This window comes from Paraburkholderia sp. LEh10 (genome assembly GCF_017814945.1).
Classification (GTDB): domain Bacteria; phylum Pseudomonadota; class Gammaproteobacteria; order Burkholderiales; family Burkholderiaceae; genus Paraburkholderia.
The window spans coordinates 54719-77956 of the sequence record NZ_JAGIPX010000011.1; the positions used below are offsets into that span (position 1 = coordinate 54719).

Here is a 23238-nt window from a genome sequence, read left to right on the forward strand (position 1 = left end):
TGCGACGGTAAGTTCCGAGTTTCTAAGATTTGCCCAGAAAGTCACGTCGATCGGCAATGCACGACCTAAGGGAGACTCTTGCCCCCGAAGCCCCAGGCGGTCAGCCATGCCTGCGGCGCCAAGCGCGTGAGCGTTGCTCCCTCTGCATCGAAGACGGATCGATACGACGGCTAAAGTGGCTTTCAGAGAGTGCGCTCGCGGACTTGCTCCAACAACTGCGTGGACGGCAAAATAAGCGCGCGGGTCTAATATTCGCGTTCAAATTGTTCCACAGCCCCTCGTTTTGCAGATTTCGAGGGATGTACTGCGTTAGGCTTTCATATTATAAGGAGGCGCTCATGTTATCGAGCAAACTTGATCAAGTCGATACAACAAAATTCCAATATAGCCCACGAAATTTACTGGAGTTTGTTATAAGTCAGCGACCCCACGATAATTTCATACAACTCTTAACAAAACACAACAAAAGCCTAGAGGCATTGATTAAGAGAAAATCAGATGATCCGAAGATAACGGAGGCGATATTTATTATCGAATTAAACAAATTCGATTCAGACTTAATAAAAATTGCAAATTTATGCGCTGAAATCAACTCAGAGACACGAAAACATCAGGAAAATATGGAGAAAAGTCGCGAGACTCTTAAAAATTATGACTTAAGCGCTCTGACTGCATCTATTGGCTCACTTTACAGGGATGCGCGTAATTACGACAACAATTACGAAAAACGGCGATGGCTACCTAAGTTGGATGGGAAACCATTTTCAATAGAGTTAGTATTTTTAATTAACCCTTTCCACCACGATCCCAATATATCAAACGAGCAAAATATTTGCACTTTAATCGCCTCTTTCAAACTCATGACGAGTTTTTTAAAAACTTTCTAAACGTTCTATATGTGGACGGAAAAGATGGTCAGGAATTTCTAGGGAAAACATTTGGGGAGGTATCGTCAGAATACAGTCGCATAAGGAATGTCATCGCAGAGATATCAAAGATAATCCCCAAATCCGCTCCCAGTCGGATCATAAAAAACATAAAGTCAAAGCACGACTCGCTAGAGAGGATAATGGCAAAGTACCCAGCAACGCTTCACCTAGCAACAGGAAATATATTAGACCATCTAGAAAATGCCGCAACACGCCCCTGAATCCGTGCGCGCCGGTCTATACCTCGCTATCGAGTGAGTGCTAGCGGGAGCCGGTCGTGCTCTAAGGTTCGGTTTCCGATCACGACCATTGTTGCGAACACTGGAGTCGAATCGCACGAAAAGTACGAGGTTTGATTCGACGCCGCTCGGGCCCGGGTACGTCGATTATTGACTAAGCACCATCCCAGTAGCCCCCGTCCTTGGCTGATTGACGACTCGCAGTCGAAGGCGGTTGTCGGAGCAGTCTTGCAATTCTGGCCCGGCAAAGCAAGTGCCTGCCAGCAGTTCTTCGCTAGTGACCCGCGCCCGCTTGATGCCCCGACAAAACCGCCTTCGTGTAGCCGCCCAATCTCAGCCAGACCAAACCCAGACCTTCACGTTCGCGCTCGATGCAGCCCACATCCGCTCCAAAGGCTGGCTCTCTCTGCGCGTACGGGCAACGTACCTCCCTTACCCGGAGGACGAAAAAGCCACCGCGTTCGCGGCCCTGAAAGGTGCCCTGCCACATACGCCTTCCCTGGTCAGCAAAAAGATCAGATCCCCGCGCCCCAGAAGATTGAGCATGTACCGTGTGAATACGCTCCCCGATGCGGTTCCGCAGGCACGTGTCCCCCTGGGCAGCAACCAGCTTCCGCGCGCGCATATCGCCTCCAAAGATTGCGCATATGCTTTATCAAACATATTCTCCCTTAGGGTATAGCGTAGATATCCTCGATCGAGGATAGAAAGGAATAGCCGAAGGCCCCCAGGCACTCGTGCCGAGGTTCCTTCCACTATCGCTAACTGCAATAGTTCCGCCAGACTATTTTCAGGTCTCGCGCATCTAGCTTCACCAACGCGTCCGTTATCTCGGGAACCGTCCCCGTGGTCGGATCTCCCGAGGGCGCCACGGGTCCTAACCCGCCCGCGCTAGCGGTCACCACGGAAGCTCTTCATTCGGAAGAGGCGGCCCTAACGTCGGTGGCAGTGTGCGCAGTCGACATGTGACAGACGATGTATATCATCGAAATCGGCCCCACTTCAGAGAGGAACGGCGGACTCAGCCTGCGGAAAATTGCAGGCATTCCCAAGACATCGCCAGTTGCAGCCGGACCGCCACAGCAGGTCCGGGATACTTCACCTCAGCGCATCGCTAAATCGCGGGGGTTCAGAAAAGCCATCACGGCGGCCTGAGGGTTCCCAGTCGTCTCAGGCTTCGTCTGCCAACGATATGGTCCCTAGCTGAAATCTCACTGCTTGGGCTGCCGATATCGTTTCCATGTTCGAGCGAAATTGAAATGTCACGGATCTCGCACCGTCATGCTGCCTCTGGACGGCTATACCGCTGACTTGGAGCAGGAATGCCGACCGCCGTCAACCGAAGCCCACCACGTCGATCGCTCGCTCCGGATCCGTAACTTACATGGTGTCACGGATCGGCGTAATCGAGCCGGGGATGATCGGCGTAATGAGGCCACCTGGAATGGCCCCGAAACGCGATTTCGAAGGGACTCAAGAATGCGTTTTTTTGCCTGATTTTGCAACCACGTTTTCGCCGTTTTCGGGCATCGGTTTCGGCTTGCGGAAGCTCTCACCCTCAATGACGACACGGTAGGCGCCGTGCCGTAGCCGATCGAGCGTGGCAGCACCGAGGATGCGGTTGTCGGGGAATGCGTCGCCCCATTCGCTGAAGTCGAGATTCGACGTCAGGATAGTTGCCGCGCGCTCATACCTGGCGGCGATCAGGTCGTGGAAGTCTTCGTCGTGGGGCGCACGCAGGGGTTTGAGTGCAAAGTCATCGACGATCAGCACCGGAACGCGCACGAACTGCTGCAACTTGCGTTCATAGAGCTCAGTCGCCCGTGCTGCATGCAGCTTCTTGAGCAATTCGGTTTGCGTGATGAACAGGACATCGCGGCCCTGGCGTGCGGCGCAGTGGCCCAGGGCCTGCGACTTGCCGACGCCGGTTTGGCCGACCATCAGCACGCAGACCTTCTCGTCGATATAGCGGCCGGCGGCGAGATCATAGATGTGAGCGCGGTTGAGTTTGGGCACGCGGTCGAAGTCGAAGTTCTCGAGCGTCTTGCCTAGGGAGAAGCCAGCGCGGGCGAGCCGCACGCCGAGCTTCTTCTGCTCTCGCCGCGCGACCTCGTCGTGCAGAAGCGTGGCGAGGAACTCCGTGTAGGCAAGTTGCCCGTCGATGGCTTGACGGTTGCGTTGCTCGAGCGAGTCGAGGATGCCCGAGAGGCGCAACTGCTTGAGGATCGTGTTCAGTTCTGGACTGGGATGCATAGGCGTTCAATGGATCAGAAGGGAATGGAGGTCACGGCCGAAGCGGCCGCCGTTCAGATAGGTGTCGGCAGGCGCCGGCGTCGGCGCTGGTGCTGCGGTGGGCTGGCTGTCCAGCCCCTTGTCGAGGATCGCCTTGACAGTGCGGTACTTGGGGCTGGCGAACACGAGCGCACGCTCGCACGCAGCCTCCAGCCGTTGATCGCCGACCTTCTCGCGAAGCCTCAAGACGCCCTGCGCGCCGCGCAGGTTGACGAGCACCTTGTCGTTGAACATCGCGAGAACGAGCGCGTGGCAGGCTGGCCCGATATCCTTTGCCCGCGCCAGGCACCACTGTGGATCGTGCTCGAGCCACGCTTGCGCTTCAGGCGGCTGGTGGTCACGCACCGTGTGGCGATCGCCGGGCTTGCGCAGGCGCGGATGGGTCGCGACGAGCTCATGGCGGTGGAACACCTGCACGACCGTGTCGGTCGCCTTCAGCCACAGCTGCTTGCCAACGAGCGTGAACGGCACCGAATACAGTGCCTTCTTGTAGACGACGTGCCCGTCGGTATGGACCTTGACCTCGCACCATACGGCCAGCACTGGCGGCACATCGGGCAGTCTGGCGAGCAGTGGCTTCTCGATGGCGAAACGTGCAAGCGGCTGCTCGCGCGTCGTGCCGTGCTCGCGCGTGCCGGCCTGCTGCATCACCCAGTCGCGCAATTGACGGTTGGCGTCGGCGAGATCGCGGAATTCGCGCAGCGGCACGAAGGATCGTTTGATGTATTTGACTCCGGCCTCAACGACGCCCTTCTTCGCAGGATCGTGTGGAGGGCATGCATCGATCCGGAAGCCGTACCCCTCGGCCAGCGCGGCGTACGAGCGCTGTACCTCGGGGTCGTACATGCACGCCTTTGTGATCGCGCACTTGGCGTTGTCGATGATCACGCGTTCGACGCGGCCACCGAACCATTCGAAGGCGCGCCGGTGACAGGCCAGCCACGTCTCGACCGTCTGATCCAGCACGACCTCGGCGTATTGATGACGCGACCAGCACAGCGTCATCACGAAGAACCATGTCTTGAGCAGAACCCCGGACTCATGCGTGAGCACCGGACCGGCGCCGAAGTCGACCTGTGCGGCCTCGGCCGGTGCGAACTCCAGGATCGTCGTCGCTCTCGCGCCGCGCTCGGCCTTCAGGTGCAGCAGGAAGCGCCGCACTGCCGAATAGCTGCCCGTATAGCCGTGGTTGCGCTGAAGCGCGTTGAAGATCGTCGTGCCCTGCACGTCGGCGTCATACCAGCCGCGCACCAGATCGCGAAACGGTTCAATCGTGGAGACGCAGCTACGCGGCAGCTTCGGATTGCGTCCGAAGATCGCTGCCAGTTCGGCGTCGTCCGGCAAGGGCCGACCGGGATCGAGCCAGCCCCGAGCGAGCGCGACCTGCCTGACGGTCTTCAGCTTCCCACGCCCCATCAGGCGTGCGCTGGCAATGTCACGGTCGGAATCGCCCTGACGCATGCGCGCCAGAACCTGTCGATACTCAAACACTTCGAACCTCCTTCGACTCATCGGCCCTCCGGGCAAAAAGCCTGAAGGTACCGGGTTGTGGAAATTCGAAATGCGTTTCGGGCTGCCGCCCGACAGAACACTGAGCCCGCTACGTGGCTCGATTACGCCGATCCTGCGGTGGCTCCAATACGCCGATCATCGAGTGGCCCGATTGCGCCGATCATGCACTGGCTCGATTGCGGCGATCATCCGGTGGCTCGATTACGCCGATCCCGGAATGGCTCGAATATGCCGGTCAGTGACACATGGCGGAACTTCTCATGATGGATACCAGCAAAGAAACGGTGACAGTCGCCAGCGATCATTCCAAAACGGTCGATGCGCTCGTCGCCTACCTGACGGATTGTCAGTTCAGCGAGTCGCAGTTGAATGTGGGAAACCTGGTGATGGCAGTAGAAGCGGTCTACGAACCGCATCCACGGTTCTGGCGAGATCTCAGTCTAACGTGTGTCGCCGACGCAATAGCGCGCGTGTTCCCTGACTGGAAGCCGAGTGGACGCCAAACCGTGCACGGTGTTAACAGTCTCATGCGAGATATAGAAGAGGTGCTGGAAATCAACGCTTTCGATGAAGCTAACGCGGAGATGCTCGGATCCCTGCCGAGGCATAAGCGCCCTCCAGACCGGATCGCCGCAACTGATTGGATTTGTGATGAATATCGTCGCAAAGGACAGACCACCAGATTGCTGCTCGCCCAAATGGCCGGCAAACGATGCGGTGAGGCCGCGCTTGAGGCCCTCAGATGCGTAGAAGACGCCCGCGCCGGGAAGCCTTATGAGCGAATGGGAACGACCGTAGCTCGCTGGTATCGCGAGTCGGTGGTGAAAGAGCGGACGGAAAGGTCCATCCCGTGATGCGTGCAAATACGACTGTAGCGACCGCGCTGTGTGCCGGCTGAGGGGTGAACACGGTTCGCTTGCTGCGCGCAGGATGAAGGCACCCTGCTCGCCAGGCTGGCGATCGCTCGCCATTGCAAGAGCAATCATGCGGCAGTCGATTCAGCCGCGGCAGCGTTTGTCGACGCGGACGCTTGCGCCGGTGCCTCAGGCGTCGCGACCGATTTTTTCACGGCAGCCTTCTTCGCCGTCACTTTCTTTCTCGCGACTTTCTTCGCAGGCGCCTTCTTGGCCGATGCGACGGTCTTTTTCGCGGCGACCTTCTTCGCGGCAACATTCTTGGCCGCGCCCTTTTTGGCAGCCGCCTTCTTCGCACCTATTTTCTTAGCTGCAGCTTTCTTGGCAGGTGCTTTTGTGGCCGCCTTCGGCTTCGCACCGCCCTCGCCCGCGCCGCCCTCAATCAGAAATGCCGTGCGGTCTTTGGCTGCGGCAAGCCACGCCGGGGCTGGGCCACGTCCGCTCCACGTTGCCCCGCTCGCCGGATCGCGATACTTCGGTGCCTGCGGGCCACGAACATAATTCCCGGCCTTGGCGGCTTTGTTCGCGGCTGTCGCCGGGGCTTCAGATGCGCCGTCTGTCAGAAATTTACTACGGTCCTTTGCGTTGGCGATCCAAGCGGGCGCACGCCCGTGGCCGGTCCAGGTAGCGCCGCTTTTCGGGTCGCGGTACTTTGCAGCCGACACAGATTTTTTGACGGCGACCTTAACGCCTGGCTTGCGACCACGCTTCTTCGAACCGCCGATGTGCGCTTCGATGTCAGCCGTCGTCAAACCGTGCTTTTCCATAATGTCTCGAATCTTCGCCAGAACGCCCGACGATTGCTTAACAGCCAACACTTCAGCTTGCGCCCGAAGCTTCACAATCTGAGCCTGAATCTTCTCGAGTGTTGCCATCTATGTTCTCCCCGTAGTTAGCAATGGCCGCACTATGACACATAACGGTTCGACTGAGCTATACGACTACAAACCTTTCCAGCCAGATCGAACTCAAAATGATATTCTCAAGGCACGGCATTTGCGGTGGCTCACGAACTTGCCAGACCCACGCAAACTGTAAAACTCGGAAAACTCATGGATGAGAGAAAACGCGACAGCATGATCGCCTACCTGCGGCGCAGAATGTCCGAGGTCGGCATAGAGCTTGACGATCTCGCAGCCGCGATCGCGGAAGATAAGATTAAAGAGAAAGATGCTCGATACCGTAGCGCGACGGGAGAAATCTGGTCGGGTGAGGGAGAGATGCCTCAGTGGCTCAAGCAGGCCATCAGCGCGGGGCAATCGACGGAGCACTTCGCTGTCAAGCGAATGGCTCCCTCGATCATAGAGGCGCCTGCGACGATAGATTGGAGTCAAGATCCTTTTGCAGGCAGCCGGCTCGCGGCCGTCCAGCCGTCGCACCGCTAGCGAGGAAACGCGGCTTACCCAATCTGGTGTCGCCGCAGGACCGCCGCAGTGTGACGGCGGCCCCACGCGGCTCTGCGAAGCTTACCTATTGTTCGGCGACTCATTCGCCCCGCGCGGGATTGTTGCCAGCACCTCAAAAAAGCCCTGGGTTGCAACTATGGCGGCGGTGGTGCGCTCTGCATGGAGAATACTGCAGGAGCCAGCATCAGGATCCCAACTGGTACGTAAAAGAAACAGGACTGGAGCAACAATAAGTTCCTGCTTCATGAGCGCAAGCCAACATAGACCTTTCACGGTGAAGTTGTTTTCGTTTGCGCGTCTCAGCCCACAATGCGTCAACATGATTCAACATGAAATCGAGCGTGTCGTGCCGGCCAATGACCGTCTCAAGCTGCTGCTTCCATTCTTCCGTTGCTCGCTCATCGGCCTTAGGGCTGGGGACTTCTCCGGGGAGAATGTCTTCGGAGGCGTTCGGGGATAAGCGTTCGAATGTTTCTTTGCCTGCAACATTCCATACCTTCGTTCGTACTTCTTGAGTCGCAAGCAGAATCCAACGGTCGTCTATTTTGCTTGCATTGAAAGGTGCGCAAACGCACTGACGATGTGTGCCTTTCTGTTCAACTCTTCGTGTTTCCGGATTTGTCATCCAAGCGGCGACCGAAGCCAATGACGCCGTAGCTCATTGGCTCGAATCGCCGAAGGTGGGAGGGTAACATGTCATCCAATTCGTCCAATCGCGGTATCGACTGGCCGTGGTCTTCGTATATCGCATGGCAAAACCATTGCGCGGAGGCGTTCTACAACGCTCCCAAGCATTTGCAGCAATCAATCCTGCCCTGGACCTTCGCCGCGCTTGTCGTTAACGAGCAAAACTCCAACAATCCTGCGGCTGAGCGAGCGATCGTGAAACACGAAAGTTATGGCAAGCAACTGGGGCGAATATCAGACGCGCTCGCGGTTCTGATTAAAAACTCAGGTACCGAACACGACGACGCGTTTGACGCGTTCCTCGAACTCAAGGCAAACGTCGACTTCATAAAGCACAACACGGAAAACACGCGATTTGAAGTCGTGATCGCAGACCTGAAGCGCCTACGTGAGAACAACCCTACCCGTTTCAAGGATTGCCTCAAGCGCGTTGCAGCGCTTTGCCCCCAACCTGTCAACTCACCCGCAGATGGAGCAAGTAACGCCCCAACTGCCTGACTTTGGCGCGAGCATTGGGCCGCGGAGAGAGTAGTAGCAATTCGTCACGTCCAACCAGCCAAGTTCCAACGGCACATCTTGAGTAGAAAAGTAGTCTCTAGCCTCGAGGGATATCCCCCTGGGCATTGCACGCCTCCAACGGGCTGTCTACTGCGTTCCGCCCGAGCTAAGCTTGGGAATCCGGGAGAAATCTAAAACCGAACTCCCATAGCACGAGTAAGTACAGTGCTCCTAACACCGAGGCACTTGGCACAAAAGGTATTTCCTCGTGCCCCACGTTGTCAGTTGTATTTTCATACGGTTGTAAAAGCAACGGCGCTCGCCTCCGGAATATTGCTGTCCTCCGCGCGGAATTGTTCGATTATTCGTTGGTTATAGTCATCAAGATAGATCTGCAGGTCACGACGACCGATCAGGCGAACCGCGGCTGCGGCGGCGAGCTCTATCGCCGACCGCGTGAAATACGAGTTCGTGACGACCATCGCCTCATCGCAGCCATAGAAGCTCTTGGCAGATATAGCTTCCTGGACAGCGGCGTTGCCAACGCTCCCGGAATAATTTTTCGCTTGAATGACTATTTTTTTCCCAAACCTGCTAACGAAAAGGTCGGCGCCTTGATCTCCACTTAGTTTCGTTCCCTCGACGTCGTAGCCGGCTGTCTGGAAGATCTCTGCCAAGAATTTCTCGAAGTCGTATCCATTCATTGCATCGACGTGGTACATAGTGACGAACCGGTTCGGATCAAAGTGTTCCAGCTTGGTTGCGAGGCGCTCCACCAGAATATCGAAGTGAATCTGTTCACAGGTCCGCAGCCAGGCCTGAATGGTGTCCCACGGTATCAGCGGAGTACCATATGTCGACGCGGCCTGCTCAGCATACTGTAGCTCTGGGTGCCGTATTCCGTTGCTCCATAAAAAATAGAAGAACAGACAGAGATCGTCTCGGAAGCTGGTACCTGCCTCTCCAATCCATGACCGCAAAACGTCACGTAGAGAACCTTCAACATGCCGGGAAATTTCGTTGGAGAACCCCAAGTACGCTGCGTTGAAACCAGTCGTGAACAGAAGCTTGTCGAGCAAATGGGGGAGTTCTTCCAGTTCAGTGAAACCTTTGCGGATCAATACTTCTCGGAACAATTCCCGATTCGAGTAGGAACCGTTCAGCCGCGGCCCCGGTGAGGAGGCGTCGTTCGATCCAGAGCTCTCATGCCGCAAGGTATGAAAGAAGTTGGCAAAGTACGGTTTTCTCAGTTCCGAATACTTTTGCAACACACTGCGAAGCAGGTCATTGAGCTGGGCTTGCTCTTTCTTCTTGCCAAGTAAATCCTTAAAAAACCCTTTGGTTTGATACTGAAACTCTGGGTAAAACGAAGGGTCAAGAGGTACCTGTCCTTGCATTGGCGCTCGCTGACTATTTTCCTGTGTAGGAGCAGATGTACACCACGGACAGTTGATTTCAAACGACGTCTTACTGCACGAACCGCACTGATAAATCATCGTTATTCCCCGTGCTGATTTTTCTACACTTTGCATCCATTGGACAACATCACCTACACGCAGCACGCGGTGATCTTCCGCCCGCCTACGGCTCGATGCTTTCACCTCACTCCGCCGGTCATACGCGGCACCTGCGCGGTTACAGTATCGCTTCCGTACTAATCACAATAGCTTCTAGCGCATGATGGACATCCCGTAATCGGCTCTTTAGTCAAAATCAATCCGAGTTTTTCAACCAAGTCTGCTTTGCATGCATAGCAGACCCCATCAGCAGGTAAGAAAAACGGAAAACCGGATTCGGCGCACACCGCTCGCTGAGCTGCAATCAAGATCCCTCGCGCCGACGCCTCAAGTTTCTGATTGGCGATATCGCTCCACAATCCGCCACGCGGCGATTCTCCATGCTCGAATCTTGCGGACCGGGCGGCGGCGAGCGCATCGGACAGCGGCATCAATCGACCGTGTTTTTCTCCGCAGCTGCAATTGTCTTTCATGGTGCTGTAAACTTCGTTCATGATTTCGATTCGACCACACGCATCACAGCGAAGGAACATGTCCTTGTATCCCCACGCAAAATCGTCATCATCATCACCTTCCTGTCCATCAAAATGCGGGTGCAGGACCTGGAGACCGATATGGTCACCACAACTCCAATCCTCAGGATCTGGGATTGGTCCTTCAGCGACGACTACAGACCGCCCGATTTCCACTGCAAACGATCGGAAGAACTCTATGTCGTAATCCAAATGTCCTTTCACCTCGAAGTAACACCCGAGTTCGGGCAGAAAGAAATCTGGTAAATAAGGTGAATCGTTAACAACGTAGCCTTCCGGCTCATAGTCCCATTTGATGCCGGCCGCATCGAAAAAGACCGCCCATCGAGCCTCTATGCGGCTGCGGAACCGATAACCCCTGTATTTGGTCTCAATCGCCTTGATTGTCATTCACCCCCCTTTCCTTGATTCTTTTGGCTGCGGCACGTCTTGAGCCATGTCGAAAGGCTGGTTGACTAAGTGACACGCATCCTTATTCGGTTTCAATCTAAACCATCTCGTTCGATCTTTACGAAAGACAATGGACAATCCGTACAACGGGAGTCAATCTCTCGTTCTCGCAAAGCATACACCCGGCGGAATCGCCGACAGGCCCCGCCTTACCTTCATTCGTGTCGATCTCGCGATGGGGCAGTCCGTCACATCATCCCCGAGTAGGCGCCCCCCAAATGACGAAAGCCACTCGCACGCGCGCGAACGTCCAATGACGTTTCGCTGTCGCGCACAAGTTCAACGCGCGCCTTTTAAGTATGGACTTCGCGTGCGCGTCAAGCTTACCGGCGAGAGCGCTAGCCAACGCTGCACCGTCGCGAAACCGCCGATAGTCCTCGCCAAACAAAGCTGTTCAACATCACGACTCCCATCCCGCCCATGACGCCAGCCAAGAGGCCACCTATCGCTTCCAATGCCCGCTCTCCCTTCTCCAGATCCCAAGTCATGCTCACACCCATCAACGACCGCCGAAGCAAAAACTTTAGTGAGCGATGCGCGGCCGACTGCGCCATCACCTCGGCGAGGTCCAGCGCAGGGTGTCCGGCGCGGCCTGCCGTAATAGTTTGGGTCGGCGCGGCCCACGCGTTCACTTGCGATTTATGGTGGCAAGTTCGCAGGGGCGCCGTCATCATGCGATTGTTCGTGAACTGAACCGCGGTATTTTTGCAACGCGAGAACCTTGGACTGCCGCTCGATCGTCTACCTTGTTGGTTGGCGTCGGCGGAGCAAAGAAGTTCGAGGCGACGTTCTCCGATGACGCCTACCCGGCCCCCTTCGCCTTCTCGAGTTCTGTAGTAATGAGGGGCTTGACCCGTTTTCGCTCAGATTTCGTAAGACGCCCCCACGCGAGCACAACATCGGCGAGGTCGTCATCCTCGCAATAGAAGTACGCAGCAGGTATTCGAAGGGCTGCAGCTAGTTTCAGAGCTATGCCAAACGGCGGCTCGTGTACCCCGGTCTCATACCGGCTCACCCGAACACTCGCGGTCCCTTCATCCAGACCGATCTTGACTCCAAGCTTGTCTTGGGGAATGTCTGCCCGCAGCCGCGCTGCTCGAAGGCGGCGCCCGAAGACGGTCGCTGGTTCTTTTTTGATCATCCTACGAAAATCGCAGATTTGACTTGCCGCTTCTCTACGAAGTTCGTAATATCGGCAATTACGTGCGGTCAGCGCGGATATCAGCGAGGGATGTACATCCAAGCGCCATGCTTTCTGGAACGAGGTTCCTGACTGCGCGTAGGGTCTAGACCGACAAGAGACCGCGGGTCTCTTCGGTCAACGGCTCGCTAAAGGCGGCGGTGCCGGCGTTACGAACGCAAACGGCGAGGATACCCGCCTCGATGGATTCAGCTACGGGTCTGCATGCTGGTACGCTCGAGAAGCGATTCCAATGCGGCGATCGCTCTTCCGGTGATGGACGTCGCCAAGCCCGGGACCGCTACGCCGCCAACAGTCCTATCTTGGTCAGCGATACACGGAATTGCCGCGTTCATAAGTGCAGACGCAACGATTAGCGTGTCGTCCGGCACAGATACATCATGACGTTGCCGCCCGACGCGTAACTTACCTACCTGACTCAGTTTGCTTGCACGAGATTGAATCCATTTGCTACCGGAACACGCCTGAAACCATAACCTACAAAGAGCCGAAACGTGGAACAGCTTGAGCCGTCTCCCGACGCGCAGCTCGGTAGCGACCTACCCCAGACGCACCCCGCGTTTGACGCGTTCGGCTACGCCCCATTTGCCAACGCCATCGCAGTCGCGGCACGCAAGACGCCAAGCCCCAAGGGTTTGGTGATGGCCATTGATGGTCCATGGGGCGCTGGAAAGACCAGCCTGCTGAATTTCATCCGGCACTACCTTTCATCGACTGACTCGGACCCGGCGGATAAGACAAACGCGCGACCGCCTGTACTCGTCGATTTCAACCCGTGGTGGTTTTCCGACAGGGAGCATCTCGCAGCACAGTTCCTATCGCAATTTCGCACCCGGTTTCCCTCCGAGAACCGGCTTCTAATGGTTGCTGCCAATGCCCTCGCGGACTACGCGGACGCCATTGGAACGGCCGTCTCATCAAGCATATCAGCTGGTGCAGGCTTCCCGATTCCGCTGTTGAAGGAGGCCAGCGCGTCCGTCCTCAGATTGTTCAGGCGGCAGCGGAAAGATGTACAGGCATTGAAGGCAGAGATCTCCGATGCCATTGAGAAGAGCGACCAGCGTTTCGTGGTGTTCGTCGACGATATCGACAGGCTAACGCCCGAGGACATGCGCGAAGTCTTCAAAGTAATCAAGGCGATTGCCGACTTTCCAAACGTCATCTACATCCTGGCGTTCGACCGACGACTGGTATCTGAATCATTGCAGGTCGCGCTTGGTATCAATGATGGCCACGCCTATCTGGAGAAGATAGTCCAGGCTCAATTCGCCTTACCTGCGGTTTCACGCGGACTGGTTTTGGACAAGTTTGTCGCCGACCTCGAACGCCTCTTTGGTGAGTTTGGAGAAAACGAGATCGGCGTCGACCCCAAACACTGGGCGAACGTTCTTCACGACGGCATTTCGCCACTGATCGAAACTCCACGAGACGTGGTTCGAGCCGTCAACGCACTCATGGTTACGTTCCCCGGTCTCAGGGGCGAAGTCAATCCCGTGGACTTCATTGCCCTCGAATGCCTGCGCGTATTCGTCCCAGACGCGTATCAATTTGTCCGGGACAACAAGGACAAGTTCACGGGGCTTGTGCCAGAACGCGGCGGCGACCGCGCCTCGACACACGACTTTTATGAACGCTGGTTGAACACGCTCGACGAGCGTTACCGTGCGACCATCAAGGCGCTACTTCGCCGTCTCTTTCCAAGGATGCAGGCGGTATGGGGCAACATGTATTACAACACCGACTCCATGTGCAGATGGGGCGTCGAGGCGCGAATTTGCCATCCGGATAAATTCGACCGGTATTTCACGTTTTCCGTTCCGCCGCACGAACTTAGCGAGCGGGACATCCGAGAATTCATCGCGCTTGGGGCGGACGTAGATGCACTGGCCGAAGCGTGGATCGCCGCGAATTATGAGCGACGGCCAACTGGTACTGGCAAGGCGAACGAACTCATCGCGGCGCTGATTGCCCGAGACGACCTACCAGTGGCGTTCGCCAAGGCCTGCCTCAAGGCATTCTTTCGCATCGGCGACGAGTTCTTGGGCGATGCGCGAAATGTTAACCTCCATTTCTTCAGCATCCGCCCCGAGATTCAGGCTTACTGGCTTGTGCAGCATCTCACAAAGCTGCTCCCTGAAGGTGAGGGGGAATTGTTTATCGAAGAGCAAGTACGTACCTGCGACGCAATTGTTCTCGGCGCGCAGATCGCATGGAGCATTGCGCGCATGCACGAACCCGACGCCCAGGAGCGCGATTCTGTTTTCCAGGCGTTCGCCCCGCAAACTGTCGAGATCCTGAAATTGACCGTCGTTGGTCGCTTGCGACAGGCAGCACGGACCCACGCGCTTGAATGGCTACCGGATATTCACTTCTTGCTGCGCCTCTGGCGAACATGGGGGAGCGAAGCAGAGGTGCAAGAGTGGTTCGCGCGCATACTGAATGACGATAACGCCATATTGAGACTGCTCGTCGATGCTGTCCAGGTCGGCACCGAACACACGCATGGCGATCGGACAACCCGACGCGTTGCGTCGATGAACCCTATCATTTTCGCGGACTACCTCCCGCCCCCCTTAACTCTCGAAGAGTTCTGCGCGCGGATTCGTCAGATCGGTAGTCGCCGTACCTTAACCACTGACGAGAGCGAGGCGTTAGACGTATTCGAGCACGGGATGCAACTGATCCGCGACGGCCGGAATCCGAACGACCCATCCGCGCGACTCGGACTTTGAACCTCTCCACGAGCCCTCAGTTTCGACACGGGCAAGGGTAACCGACAGCGCTCTGCGGGAGAACTTGCACATAGTTGTTGCTCAGTCGCCAAAGCTGTCGCACAAGCTCAGGCCTCGATTCGAAGCGCACTGCCTCACCGCCAAGCCGCGAAGGTGAATATCGCGGCTCGACTGCGAGCCATACGCAAAACGCTGGACCGATTACGAGGCCAATGAGTCCCTCGATCGCACGCTACACCACCCTTCCTGGTCAGCGGCCGCGCAGCGCGAGCAAGACCATGCACAAGGAGCGCAAAGAAAATTCACGCGCCAGCATGCCCCCTTGCCTGAACATATCCTTAACGGAGGATATGTTTCTTTTGGGGTAGAACATATGCTTGATCAAGCATAGAAAGGAATAGCCAGAGGCCCCAAGGCGGCAATTCGCCTTGGCCCCTTCCGCTGATTAGAAGCAATCAGCTCCGATAGACGTGCGGATCACGGCTCTCTCTTCGCCACCGTGTTGGACTCTCTCAACCCTGCCCCGTGGTAGTCCAATATCCCCAGCACGCCACCGGTCGCCCCGTCCGCGCAAGGGGCGGTTCTTTGGGAGGTGCCCCATTTAGCAATATTGCCCGTAGCCTGCACCCCCATCGCGATACACTTTGACGACTGAGAGCCGAATCCCTCAAATTTCATCCGTTGACTATGTTATGACCAGAGACGGCTTGTTGCAGCAGATCGCGAACGAATTTGAGTTCGACCTGACCGAAGAAATCAAGGTCGGCGGAAACTACCGACCCGTAGTGGTCGACGAAAATGTCGCTTACATCTCGGGGCAAATACCACGAGTTGGAGATGTTGTCCGCTTCGCTGGCGTGGTCGGCGACGACATTTCTATCGAAGACGCCCGCCGCGCGGCAGCGATTGCAGCGCTACGCGCATTGGCGCTAGTTCTCAAGCAATGTGGATCGCTCGAACTGATCTCGGCCGTACCGCGCATCACCGTCTTCGTGCGAAGCTCACCCGACTTCATAAAACAGAGCGAAGTCGCCGATGGCGCATCAGACGTGCTCTATGCCGTACTCGGTGATGTCGGCGTACACACTCGAACCTCCGTCGGCGTCGCTCAGTTGCCCAAGGGAGCTTCAGTTGAGATCGACTTCATATTTAGATTGAAACCGAGTTAGTGTCAGACACGAAACCTCCCCCGGTAGGCGCGGTGCGACGCACGCATCGGTTCGACTGGATCCACGCAGATCGGCTTAACATCACCCAGCTCGCGCTTTGGAGGTCCCGCTTTCTCATCGTTCGCGGGGTTCCCGCAACCCACTGATCACGTATTTCGCGTCCATTGACCGCCCCTGATAGCCGGGTTATCAGTACCGGTTATCCGACGCCCCGGAAAAATCGTCATGTAGCGCGTGATGTGACGTGTGACAGACACTCAATCCGGCAGCAACGCCGCGCTAAACAGCTCGAGAAACACCTACTGCCGGTCTACACGTGACGAGTCTGGTATAAGCCCCTCAGCTGCGGGTCTCGGCGGGTTGACGACTTCCACCAAGATCGCTGATTCCTGCGGGGGGCGGCTTGAGGAGCCAGAGCGCTATGATTGTGACCACTGCAATCCCATCCATGGCAGCGACCAGAGCGAGTCCACTTTCGAAGCCTCCTGTCGCATCCTTGAGCAGCCCCATGACCCACAACCCGACAAAACCACCGAGCGCACCTATCGAATTGATGACCGCAATGGCTCCTGCCATCGCTGCGCCCGACATAAACGTCGAAGGTAGTGTCCAGAACGCCGGCGTACAGCCATAGGCTCCGAACGCCACGATGCTCAAAGCGATGACTTTGACGTTCAGGTCGGACGTCAATGCAGCACCTGCGAGTCCAAGCGCCGCAAGAAGTATCGGAATCGCGGTGTGCAAGTAACGCTCCTGCGTCACGTCTGAGCGCCAGCCGAAAAAAACTATGCTTAGGCTACCTGCGATGAAGGGAATGGAAGACACTGCACCGGATTGGAAATTAGTTAAACCAAAGCCTTTGACGATCTGCGGCAGGAAAAATCCAACACTGTAGACGGTCAAGAAGACATTGAACATGACAAATCCGAGTGCGAGTATGCGCGGTGACACCATAGCCTGTAGCACCGTGTACTGACGAACCGAGGTTTTCACCTTCGCCTCTTCCGCCTCAAGCCGTTGAGTAAGCCAGGCACGCTCATCATCGGTAAGCCACCCTGCGGTGCCGGGTCGATCCGTCAATTTCAGCCAGACCACACCCGCGAGAATGAGCGCCGGGACCGCTTCGATGAGGAACATCCATTGCCAACCACGCATGCTAAGCGCGCCGTCAATACCAAGTAGCGCACCCGAGATTGGAGCTCCGATCAAGAACGTCAGAGGCCCCGCAACGTTCAAATAACCAAGGACTCGACTACGATAGTTTGAGGGAAACCATTGCGCCAAGTAGAACACCATGGCCGGATAAAAGCCGGCCTCCGCCGCTCCCAGTAGTGCCCGCATGGAATAAAACCCAACCGGCCCTTTCACAAAAGCCATACCTGCCGCGACCAAACCCCACGTCAGCATGATGCGAGTGATCCAGCGTCTCACCCCGTAGCGCATCATCAGGAGATTGGACGGTACCTCCAACGTAAAGTACATGATAAAGAAGATGCCCGCGCCGAAGCCGAACATCGACGCTGTCAAACCAAGGTCGTGGTTCATCTGGAGCGCAGCCACTCCGACATTCGTCCGATCAAGGATAGCAATGCAATAACAAAGAACAATGATGGGAATTAGCCGCATCGACGCCTTTCGGATCGTGCGTTTCCCTAGTAACTCTGCAGACGATTCATCGACCTTATCGTTTTGACCAGAATCGATTATAGATAAGGAATCCTTAAAATTAGACATGATGTCTCCTTGATTTTTATAACAGACAGTCATCCGCGCATTAGTGCGCTACTTCGGTCACGCGACTGTCGTTTCTGATTACCTAAACGAAAGTGCTAACTACCTTCCGGAGTGATTTCATGCGCAGAAGTTTCAGAGATTTCTTCTTTGAACTTCTTAAAGAAGGCGTCAGCCAGCTTCGCTGCTACGCCATTAATGAGACGCGCACCCAGTTGAGCGATTTTCCCACCGACCTGAGCCGATGCCGTGTACGTAAGGAGCGTTTCATTTCCTTCCGCGCCTAAGGTAACTTCTGTGTGCCCTTTACCAAAACCCGCGACACCGCCACTCCCCTCGAAATCGATCGAGTAAGACTGTGGAGGAACCACGTCACTGACGGTTAGCTTTCCCTGAAATTTTGCCTTGATCGGCCCGACAGATGCGATCATGTCCATCTGATATTCATTTTCGGCTATCAGTTCAATCCGCTGACAGCCTGGGATACAGCGTTTCAACATCTCAGGATCGTTCAATGCGGACCAAACTGCGTCCTGTACGGCGGGAAGTTTCTGTGTTCCAGTGAGTTCCATGTTTCTCTCGACTAATTTGTTTCGGTTGAAGGATTGCCGTGAATGGCTCGCCATACGGTTTCGGATGTAACGGGCATCTCAAGATGTGTCACCCCAAATTCTTTGAGGGCGTCGACGACGGCGTTGACGACCACAGCCAAAGCTGGCGTCGTCCCCCCCTCACCGCCGGCACGGATACCCAACGGATTGGATGGCGACGGAATCTCGCTCAACCCCACCTTGAATTTAGGCATTCCGCATGCTCGTGGCAGCGCGTAGTCCATCAACGATCCGCTCAGAAGTTGGCCCGAGGCCGGATCGTATACGACCTGCTCCATTAACGCCTGCCCAATTCCCTGAACCGCGCCTCCGTGGGTTTGCCCATGTAGAATCAAAGGATTAATGGCGCGTCCAACATCATCGACAGCGGCGTAATTTTCGATGCTGACAACACCTGTCTCCAGGTCGACTTCCACTTCACATACCTGGGCGCCAAAGGGAAATCCGGCTTCACGAAAGAACTCCTCGCATTCGCCGAACAATGGTCCCCGCAGATGACTGGGAAGCTCCGTTCCATCTTCCATCATCCGTGCAATTTCGAAAACCGAAAGGACACTGCTTCCGTCGGCCGCTTCCAGTCCCTTCTCACCCAGTACAATGGCACCCTCTTCAACCCTCCACAGATGAGCTGCGACCCGCTTGGCCTTGACCAGGATTTGATCAACCGCTTTCGCAATTACGACGCTCGCGAACCGCATGGATCGCCCCGATATCGACCCGCCGCCAACTTTCACAGTGTCTGTATCGCCAGTTAGGAGCGTAACGCTCTCTATCGGTACTGCCAGCCATTCTGCGACGAGCTGCGAAAAACTCGTTTCATGCCCCTGGCCGCTCGAAATTGTTCCGATGACCAGATTGACCTTTCCTAGCGGCGTCACCAAAATCTCTGCTTTTTCTTTTGGAAATCCCGTAGTTATTTCAACGTAGTTTGCGACGCCGATCCCACGACGGCGATTCTTGTCCGAGGCCGCGGCGGCTCTTTTATCGAATCCGGCCCAGTCGCCCAATCGCATTGCCTCGTCCATTACGGCAGGATAGTTGCCATTGTCATACACGAGACCGAGCGGATTGTGATACGGGAAAGCGTCGGGTTGAATCATGTTCTTATGTCGAAGTTCGACTCGATCGAACCCAAACTTCAAAGCGGCCATATCAATAAGCCGCTCAATCACAAAAATCGCTTCCGGTCGGCCAGCACTTCGGAACGGAGTCGTTGGAACCGTGTTCGTTACAACGGCCAACGCGCGAAAGCATCCCAAAGGAATATCGTAAACATTAGACATGAGTCCCACACCTTTTCTCAAAGGCTGGGAAGACGCATAGTAAGCGCCCAGATTGCTGATGTTGACACCTCGAATCGCCAGAAACCGCCCGGAATCGTCCATCGCGAGTTCTGCGGAGACCGTGAGGTCGCGACCTTGATAATCGCTAAGAAACGCTTCCTGCCGCTCCGCTGTCCAGCGTACAGGGCGCCCCAAACGGCGCGCGGCCCATGCTACGAGGCCAAGCTCTGGATAGAAGTTGTTCTTCGTACCAAAGTTGCCGCCAACGTCGCGCGCAATGACTCGAACATTGTCTTCCGGAACCCCTAGAACCTTCGCGAGTTCAATCTTGTGACGTACTACGCCGCTGCTACCAGCATAAAGCGTGAAGCGCTGTGAGGTCGCGTCAAAGCATCCAATGGCTGCCCGTGGCTCCATTGTCACGCCTGTAACTCGTTGAATGTGTGTGTCCAGACGTACCGTCTTGGGTGCTGTTTCGAAGACGTCGTTCGTTCCTGCTTCGTCACCGACCACCGCGTCGAGGCAAATGTTGTTCTCAACGTCTTCCCACAGGCGCGGCGCACTCGCATCGATGGCTTCCTTCGCTGAAACGATAAAAGGCAACTCAGCGTAAGTCACTTCCACCAGTTCTGCCGCGTCCTTCGCATGCTCGACGGAGTCTGCAACCACCATTGCCACTGCTTCTCCAACGTAGCGAGTCCTGTCAAGCGGCAGCAAACGGTGGGGAGGCACGCGAGTCTCCGATCCATCTCGATTCACGAGATATACGTCCGCACTTGCCTTCATTGCCTCACGGGAACCCAAGAAGAAGTTATCGTGAGGGATCGGCGATACGCCATCTTCCACAAGATCCGAACCGACGAAAATGGCAACCACTCCGGGAGCCTCAGCAGCGACGTCGGATTTGATTTCTTTGATCTCGGCGTGTGGGTATGGGGACCTGACCATCACAGCGAACAGTTGTCCGGGGAGAACAATGTCATCCGTGTAGCACCCATGCCCCGTCGTCAGGCGAGTGTCCTCCAGACGCGCAACGGGGCGCCCAATGAAACTTTGTGGATTTGCCATTTTGGCTAACTCGGCTCGTAAGATTTCTAGGAACTGCAAAGGGAAACTGCGCGGCGCGCCAAAACCGTAATCAAATGAGCGCGGTACTCTGCCGATGCATGCATATCGCCACTTAGCTCCCGTGACGGCACCTGCACCATCTCGATCGCGTCTGGGTGCCATTGCCCGTCCAGGCGCTTTTCCATTTCACGCACACGAAACACTCCCTCAATGCCCGCGCCCGTCACGGCCACGCGCGTCCCTCTTGCTCCCTTCGAGACGAACACGCCAACCGTCGCATACCCGGAAGCCACACTCCTGAACTTCACGTAGGCCGCCGCCTCCGCAGGCCTGAAGGTAACCGACGTGACTATTTCGTCACTCTCGAGTGAAGTGGAGAACAGACCCGAGAAAAACTCACCTGCTGCAATCGCTCTGCGATCAGTATGAATAACTGCGTCCAAAGCCAAGCAAGCCGCAGGGTAGTCGGCAGACGGGTCGTTATTGGCAATGGAGCCCCCAACAGTTCCCCGATAGCGAACCTGTGTGTCCGCGATACCGCCAGCGAGGCTCGCCAACGCCGGCAACGCTGAGCGCACGATTTCCGATCTCGCGACCTCGACGTGTGGCGTCATCGCGCCCAATGTTAGCGCGTCGTCCACGAGCGTAATGCCTCGCAACCCCTCAACGTGCGAGAGATCTATCAGCGCTTCAGGTCTGGCGAGACGGTGTTTTAGCGCCGGAAGGAGAGACATTCCACCGGCCAATAACTTCGGTTCATCCAGTCCGCGCAGCAACTCTACTGCCTCGGAGACGGTTGACGGGCGATGGTATTCGAAGTCGTACATCAGGCGTCTCCGTTGACCATATTCGCCGCCAACCGCACGGAAGCTACGATGTTCTGGTATCCAGTACACCGGCAGATGTTTCCATCAATCCACTCCCGGATCTGATCCTCCGACGGATCTGCCATGGTCTTTAGCAAATCCGCCGTGCACATGATCATTCCCGGCGTACAGAACCCACATTGAAGCCCGTGGCAGGTCTTAAATGCCACTTGCAGCGGATGCGGAGACTCGGGACTCCCCAAGCCTTCTATCGTTAGCACATTACGCCGATCGGCTTGAACCGCCAGCACAGTACAGGATTTGACCGCTGCTCCGTCGAGATGCACCGTACACGCGCCACACTGGGTGGTGTCGCACCCCACGTGTGTACCAGTGAGCCCCAAATCTTCCCGCAGAACCTGGACAAGTAAGCGCCTCGACTCCACGTTTAGGGTATGCTCGATTCCGTTGACAAAAAGCGTGATCTTATTCATAGCAAGAACCGTTTTCAAATCACCTAGCGTGCCTGGCGATTGGGGAGGATAGTAAGGTCGGCCGACTGGTAGTGGTCACGAAGTCGTTCGACAAACTGCTGCATCAGCTTGCCTTCGGTGCTACTACCGAGTTGCAAGGCGACGATCGGTCTCCGGTCCTGAGGCAATTCAAATGGAACCGAAATTAATTGGCCAGATTTGACTAGATTCGCAACATGATGTTTCGCGAAAACAGAAAGGTGGTTACATTCTGTCATCAGCGCTCGCCTCAGTCTCACATCCTCTATCTCTAATGCGATCTTTGGCGGATCAATGCCAGCCGCGAGGAAAATCATCTCAAAGCGATGGCGCAATAACGTTCCCGGGGGGCCGAGCATCCATGTCGCGCTTTGCAAATCAAAGACCGTCGGACTCTCCACGTGTGCAAGGGGATGGTCCGCCTGGCAGTAAATCGCAGCCTCGTCCAGGAAGATCGGCACACATGTCATTCCCTGCATGGACATTGATCGCGGCATAGGTAAGACGACGAATGACAGATCACCGTTATTCAACTGCTTGATCATGTCAGCCTCTGAACCTATAAGGACGGCGATGCTAGCGTTCGGGTTTTCGCGCGTAACATCAGCCAACGCCCGCGCAAACATATCAAGAGGATGAACGGCCACGGTACCTATCCGGATAGACACCTTGTCCTTGACCTTCATTCTCTCCAGACTTTCTTCAGCGCGCTTCAGCTCATGCCGTATCGCCCTGGCATGCCCAAGAAGAAGTTCACCTTCGGGCGTCAACTCGATACCATTGGCATGTCGACTAAACAACGGCACACCGACCGCAGTTTCCAGTTGATGAACTGTTCGTGTCAGCGCCGGTTGCGATTTGTGGATGACAGACGATGCACGGTTGAACCCGCCAGCTTCCGTGACGCCTAGAAAAACTAACAAGCTCGCTGGATCAATGCGCATGGTTAACCTCGCGACGCGGCTCAGGCAGACTTAAAACGTCGAACCTCAATGCGGCGCATGAGGAAAATTGATTTCACGTTTCCCCAAACTGCATCGGCAGAGATCTGTACAGCGCGTGAGAAAACAGCGATTTCGGCTTTCGCTTGGTCTAAAACTTCCATGACGTTTGTCTCCCGTTTTGTTATTGGGGTCAACATGACATAT

General features: G+C 55.9%; 20 protein-coding genes. 6 read left to right on the top strand and 14 right to left on the bottom strand.

Annotated features, from left to right (window positions below; genetic code table 11):
• Positions 1-338 precede the first annotated feature (338 nt).
• A complete protein-coding gene (locus J8I87_RS11765; RefSeq protein ID WP_209931627.1) occupies positions 339-887 on the top strand; it encodes a hypothetical protein in 549 nt (182 codons plus the stop codon).
• Positions 888-2641: 1754 nt separating this feature from the next.
• Here the strand turns inward: J8I87_RS11765 and istB are convergent.
• Positions 2642-3421, bottom strand: coding sequence for an IS21-like element helper ATPase IstB (istB, locus tag J8I87_RS11770; protein ID WP_209931628.1), 780 nt, complete (start codon positions 3419-3421; stop codon positions 2642-2644).
• A gap of 6 nt (positions 3422-3427) precedes the next feature.
• Positions 3428-4951 (bottom strand): IS21 family transposase, encoded by a 1524-nt coding sequence (istA, locus tag J8I87_RS11775; RefSeq protein WP_201662938.1) that lies wholly within the window; start codon positions 4949-4951, stop codon positions 3428-3430.
• Between the two features lie 281 nt (positions 4952-5232).
• On the opposite strand from istA, the gene J8I87_RS11780 reads away from it, so the two are divergent.
• Complete coding sequence (locus J8I87_RS11780; protein WP_209931629.1) at positions 5233-5826, top strand: hypothetical protein; 594 nt, start codon at positions 5233-5235, stop codon at positions 5824-5826.
• A 128-nt stretch (positions 5827-5954) separates the two neighbouring features.
• Here J8I87_RS11780 and J8I87_RS11785 read toward each other — a convergent pair whose 3' ends face one another.
• A complete protein-coding gene (locus J8I87_RS11785; protein WP_209931630.1) occupies positions 5955-6761 on the bottom strand; it encodes an H-NS family nucleoid-associated regulatory protein in 807 nt (268 codons plus the stop codon).
• A gap of 177 nt (positions 6762-6938) precedes the next feature.
• On the opposite strand from J8I87_RS11785, the gene J8I87_RS11790 reads away from it, so the two are divergent.
• Positions 6939-7271 (top strand): H-NS family nucleoid-associated regulatory protein, encoded by a 333-nt coding sequence (locus J8I87_RS11790; protein ID WP_209931631.1) that lies wholly within the window; start codon positions 6939-6941, stop codon positions 7269-7271.
• An 81-nt stretch (positions 7272-7352) separates the two neighbouring features.
• On the opposite strand, the gene J8I87_RS11795 is transcribed toward J8I87_RS11790, so the two are convergent.
• The gene (locus J8I87_RS11795; RefSeq protein WP_209931632.1) at positions 7353-7538 is read right to left on the bottom strand and encodes a hypothetical protein; all 186 of its coding nucleotides are present in this window, start codon (positions 7536-7538) and stop codon (positions 7353-7355) included.
• Between the two features lie 447 nt (positions 7539-7985).
• Here J8I87_RS11795 and J8I87_RS11800 point away from each other — a divergent pair, with 447 nt between their 5' ends.
• Positions 7986-8477, top strand: a complete 492-nt coding sequence (locus J8I87_RS11800; protein WP_209931633.1) for a hypothetical protein — start codon at positions 7986-7988, stop codon at positions 8475-8477.
• A gap of 293 nt (positions 8478-8770) precedes the next feature.
• Here the strand turns inward: J8I87_RS11800 and J8I87_RS45965 are convergent, their stop codons facing one another.
• The 3 genes from J8I87_RS45965 to J8I87_RS11815 all read right to left on the bottom strand — a co-directional run bounded on the left by J8I87_RS45965 (position 8771) and on the right by J8I87_RS11815 (position 12118).
• Positions 8771-10078 carry a restriction endonuclease gene (locus tag J8I87_RS45965; RefSeq protein WP_313064398.1) on the bottom strand — a complete coding sequence of 436 codons (1308 nt, stop codon included), beginning with the start codon at positions 10076-10078 and terminating at the stop codon, positions 8771-8773.
• Positions 10079-10131: 53 nt separating this feature from the next.
• The gene (locus J8I87_RS11810) at positions 10132-10917 is read right to left on the bottom strand and encodes a hypothetical protein (RefSeq protein WP_209931634.1); all 786 of its coding nucleotides are present in this window, start codon (positions 10915-10917) and stop codon (positions 10132-10134) included.
• Positions 10918-11779: 862 nt separating this feature from the next.
• Positions 11780-12118 (bottom strand): helix-turn-helix domain-containing protein, encoded by a 339-nt coding sequence (locus J8I87_RS11815; RefSeq protein ID WP_209931635.1) that lies wholly within the window; start codon positions 12116-12118, stop codon positions 11780-11782.
• A gap of 554 nt (positions 12119-12672) precedes the next feature.
• Here J8I87_RS11815 and J8I87_RS11820 point away from each other — a divergent pair.
• Both J8I87_RS11820 and J8I87_RS11825 read left to right on the top strand, forming a co-directional pair.
• Positions 12673-14910 (top strand): P-loop NTPase fold protein, encoded by a 2238-nt coding sequence (locus J8I87_RS11820; protein WP_209931636.1) that lies wholly within the window; start codon positions 12673-12675, stop codon positions 14908-14910.
• Positions 14911-15602: 692 nt separating this feature from the next.
• The gene (locus tag J8I87_RS11825) at positions 15603-16079 is read left to right on the top strand and encodes a RidA family protein (RefSeq protein WP_209931637.1); all 477 of its coding nucleotides are present in this window, start codon (positions 15603-15605) and stop codon (positions 16077-16079) included.
• Between the two features lie 339 nt (positions 16080-16418).
• Here J8I87_RS11825 and J8I87_RS11830 read toward each other — a convergent pair whose 3' ends face one another.
• The 7 genes from J8I87_RS11830 to J8I87_RS11860 all read right to left on the bottom strand — a co-directional run bounded on the left by J8I87_RS11830 (position 16419) and on the right by J8I87_RS11860 (position 23195).
• The gene (locus tag J8I87_RS11830) at positions 16419-17813 is read right to left on the bottom strand and encodes an MFS transporter (RefSeq protein ID WP_209931638.1); all 1395 of its coding nucleotides are present in this window, start codon (positions 17811-17813) and stop codon (positions 16419-16421) included.
• A gap of 95 nt (positions 17814-17908) precedes the next feature.
• A complete protein-coding gene (locus tag J8I87_RS11835; protein ID WP_209931639.1) occupies positions 17909-18382 on the bottom strand; it encodes a carbon monoxide dehydrogenase subunit G in 474 nt (157 codons plus the stop codon).
• An 11-nt stretch (positions 18383-18393) separates the two neighbouring features.
• The gene (locus J8I87_RS11840) at positions 18394-20772 is read right to left on the bottom strand and encodes a xanthine dehydrogenase family protein molybdopterin-binding subunit (protein ID WP_209931640.1); all 2379 of its coding nucleotides are present in this window, start codon (positions 20770-20772) and stop codon (positions 18394-18396) included.
• Positions 20773-20798: 26 nt separating this feature from the next.
• Positions 20799-21599 (bottom strand): FAD binding domain-containing protein, encoded by an 801-nt coding sequence (locus tag J8I87_RS11845; protein WP_209931641.1) that lies wholly within the window; start codon positions 21597-21599, stop codon positions 20799-20801.
• Positions 21599-22072: a (2Fe-2S)-binding protein gene (locus tag J8I87_RS11850; RefSeq protein WP_209931642.1), complete on the bottom strand. Its 474-nt coding sequence runs from the start codon at positions 22070-22072 to the stop codon at positions 21599-21601. Before J8I87_RS11850 ends, J8I87_RS11845 begins: the two co-directional genes overlap by 1 nt.
• Positions 22073-22095: 23 nt before the next feature.
• The gene (locus J8I87_RS11855; RefSeq protein WP_209931643.1) at positions 22096-23034 is read right to left on the bottom strand and encodes a LysR substrate-binding domain-containing protein; all 939 of its coding nucleotides are present in this window, start codon (positions 23032-23034) and stop codon (positions 22096-22098) included.
• A 20-nt stretch (positions 23035-23054) separates the two neighbouring features.
• Positions 23055-23195 carry a hypothetical protein gene (locus J8I87_RS11860; RefSeq protein ID WP_209931644.1) on the bottom strand — a complete coding sequence of 47 codons (141 nt, stop codon included), beginning with the start codon at positions 23193-23195 and terminating at the stop codon, positions 23055-23057.
• Positions 23196-23238 lie beyond the last annotated feature (43 nt).

What these genes read in the sequence shown, in the direction of transcription:
- J8I87_RS11765 (WP_209931627.1), top strand. Translation starts at nt 339, where the DNA reads ATGTTATCGAGCAAACTTGATCAAGTCGATACAACAAAATTCCAATAT.
- istB (WP_209931628.1), bottom strand. Translation starts at nt 3,421, where the DNA reads ATGCATCCCAGTCCAGAACTGAACACGATCCTCAAGCAGTTGCGCCTC.
- J8I87_RS11780 (WP_209931629.1), top strand. Translation starts at nt 5,233, where the DNA reads ATGATGGATACCAGCAAAGAAACGGTGACAGTCGCCAGCGATCATTCC.
- J8I87_RS11785 (WP_209931630.1), bottom strand. Translation starts at nt 6,761, where the DNA reads ATGGCAACACTCGAGAAGATTCAGGCTCAGATTGTGAAGCTTCGGGCG.
- J8I87_RS11790 (WP_209931631.1), top strand. Translation starts at nt 6,939, where the DNA reads ATGGATGAGAGAAAACGCGACAGCATGATCGCCTACCTGCGGCGCAGA.
- J8I87_RS11795 (WP_209931632.1), bottom strand. Translation starts at nt 7,538, where the DNA reads ATGAAGCAGGAACTTATTGTTGCTCCAGTCCTGTTTCTTTTACGTACC.
- J8I87_RS11800 (WP_209931633.1), top strand. Translation starts at nt 7,986, where the DNA reads ATGTCATCCAATTCGTCCAATCGCGGTATCGACTGGCCGTGGTCTTCG.
- J8I87_RS11810 (WP_209931634.1), bottom strand. Translation starts at nt 10,917, where the DNA reads ATGACAATCAAGGCGATTGAGACCAAATACAGGGGTTATCGGTTCCGC.
- J8I87_RS11815 (WP_209931635.1), bottom strand. Translation starts at nt 12,118, where the DNA reads ATGATCAAAAAAGAACCAGCGACCGTCTTCGGGCGCCGCCTTCGAGCA.
- J8I87_RS11825 (WP_209931637.1), top strand. Translation starts at nt 15,603, where the DNA reads ATGACCAGAGACGGCTTGTTGCAGCAGATCGCGAACGAATTTGAGTTC.
- J8I87_RS11830 (WP_209931638.1), bottom strand. Translation starts at nt 17,813, where the DNA reads ATGTCTAATTTTAAGGATTCCTTATCTATAATCGATTCTGGTCAAAAC.
- J8I87_RS11835 (WP_209931639.1), bottom strand. Translation starts at nt 18,382, where the DNA reads ATGGAACTCACTGGAACACAGAAACTTCCCGCCGTACAGGACGCAGTT.
- J8I87_RS11840 (WP_209931640.1), bottom strand. Translation starts at nt 20,772, where the DNA reads ATGGCAAATCCACAAAGTTTCATTGGGCGCCCCGTTGCGCGTCTGGAG.
- J8I87_RS11845 (WP_209931641.1), bottom strand. Translation starts at nt 21,599, where the DNA reads ATGTACGACTTCGAATACCATCGCCCGTCAACCGTCTCCGAGGCAGTA.
- J8I87_RS11850 (WP_209931642.1), bottom strand. Translation starts at nt 22,072, where the DNA reads ATGAATAAGATCACGCTTTTTGTCAACGGAATCGAGCATACCCTAAAC.
- J8I87_RS11855 (WP_209931643.1), bottom strand. Translation starts at nt 23,034, where the DNA reads ATGCGCATTGATCCAGCGAGCTTGTTAGTTTTTCTAGGCGTCACGGAA.
- J8I87_RS11860 (WP_209931644.1), bottom strand. Translation starts at nt 23,195, where the DNA reads ATGGAAGTTTTAGACCAAGCGAAAGCCGAAATCGCTGTTTTCTCACGC.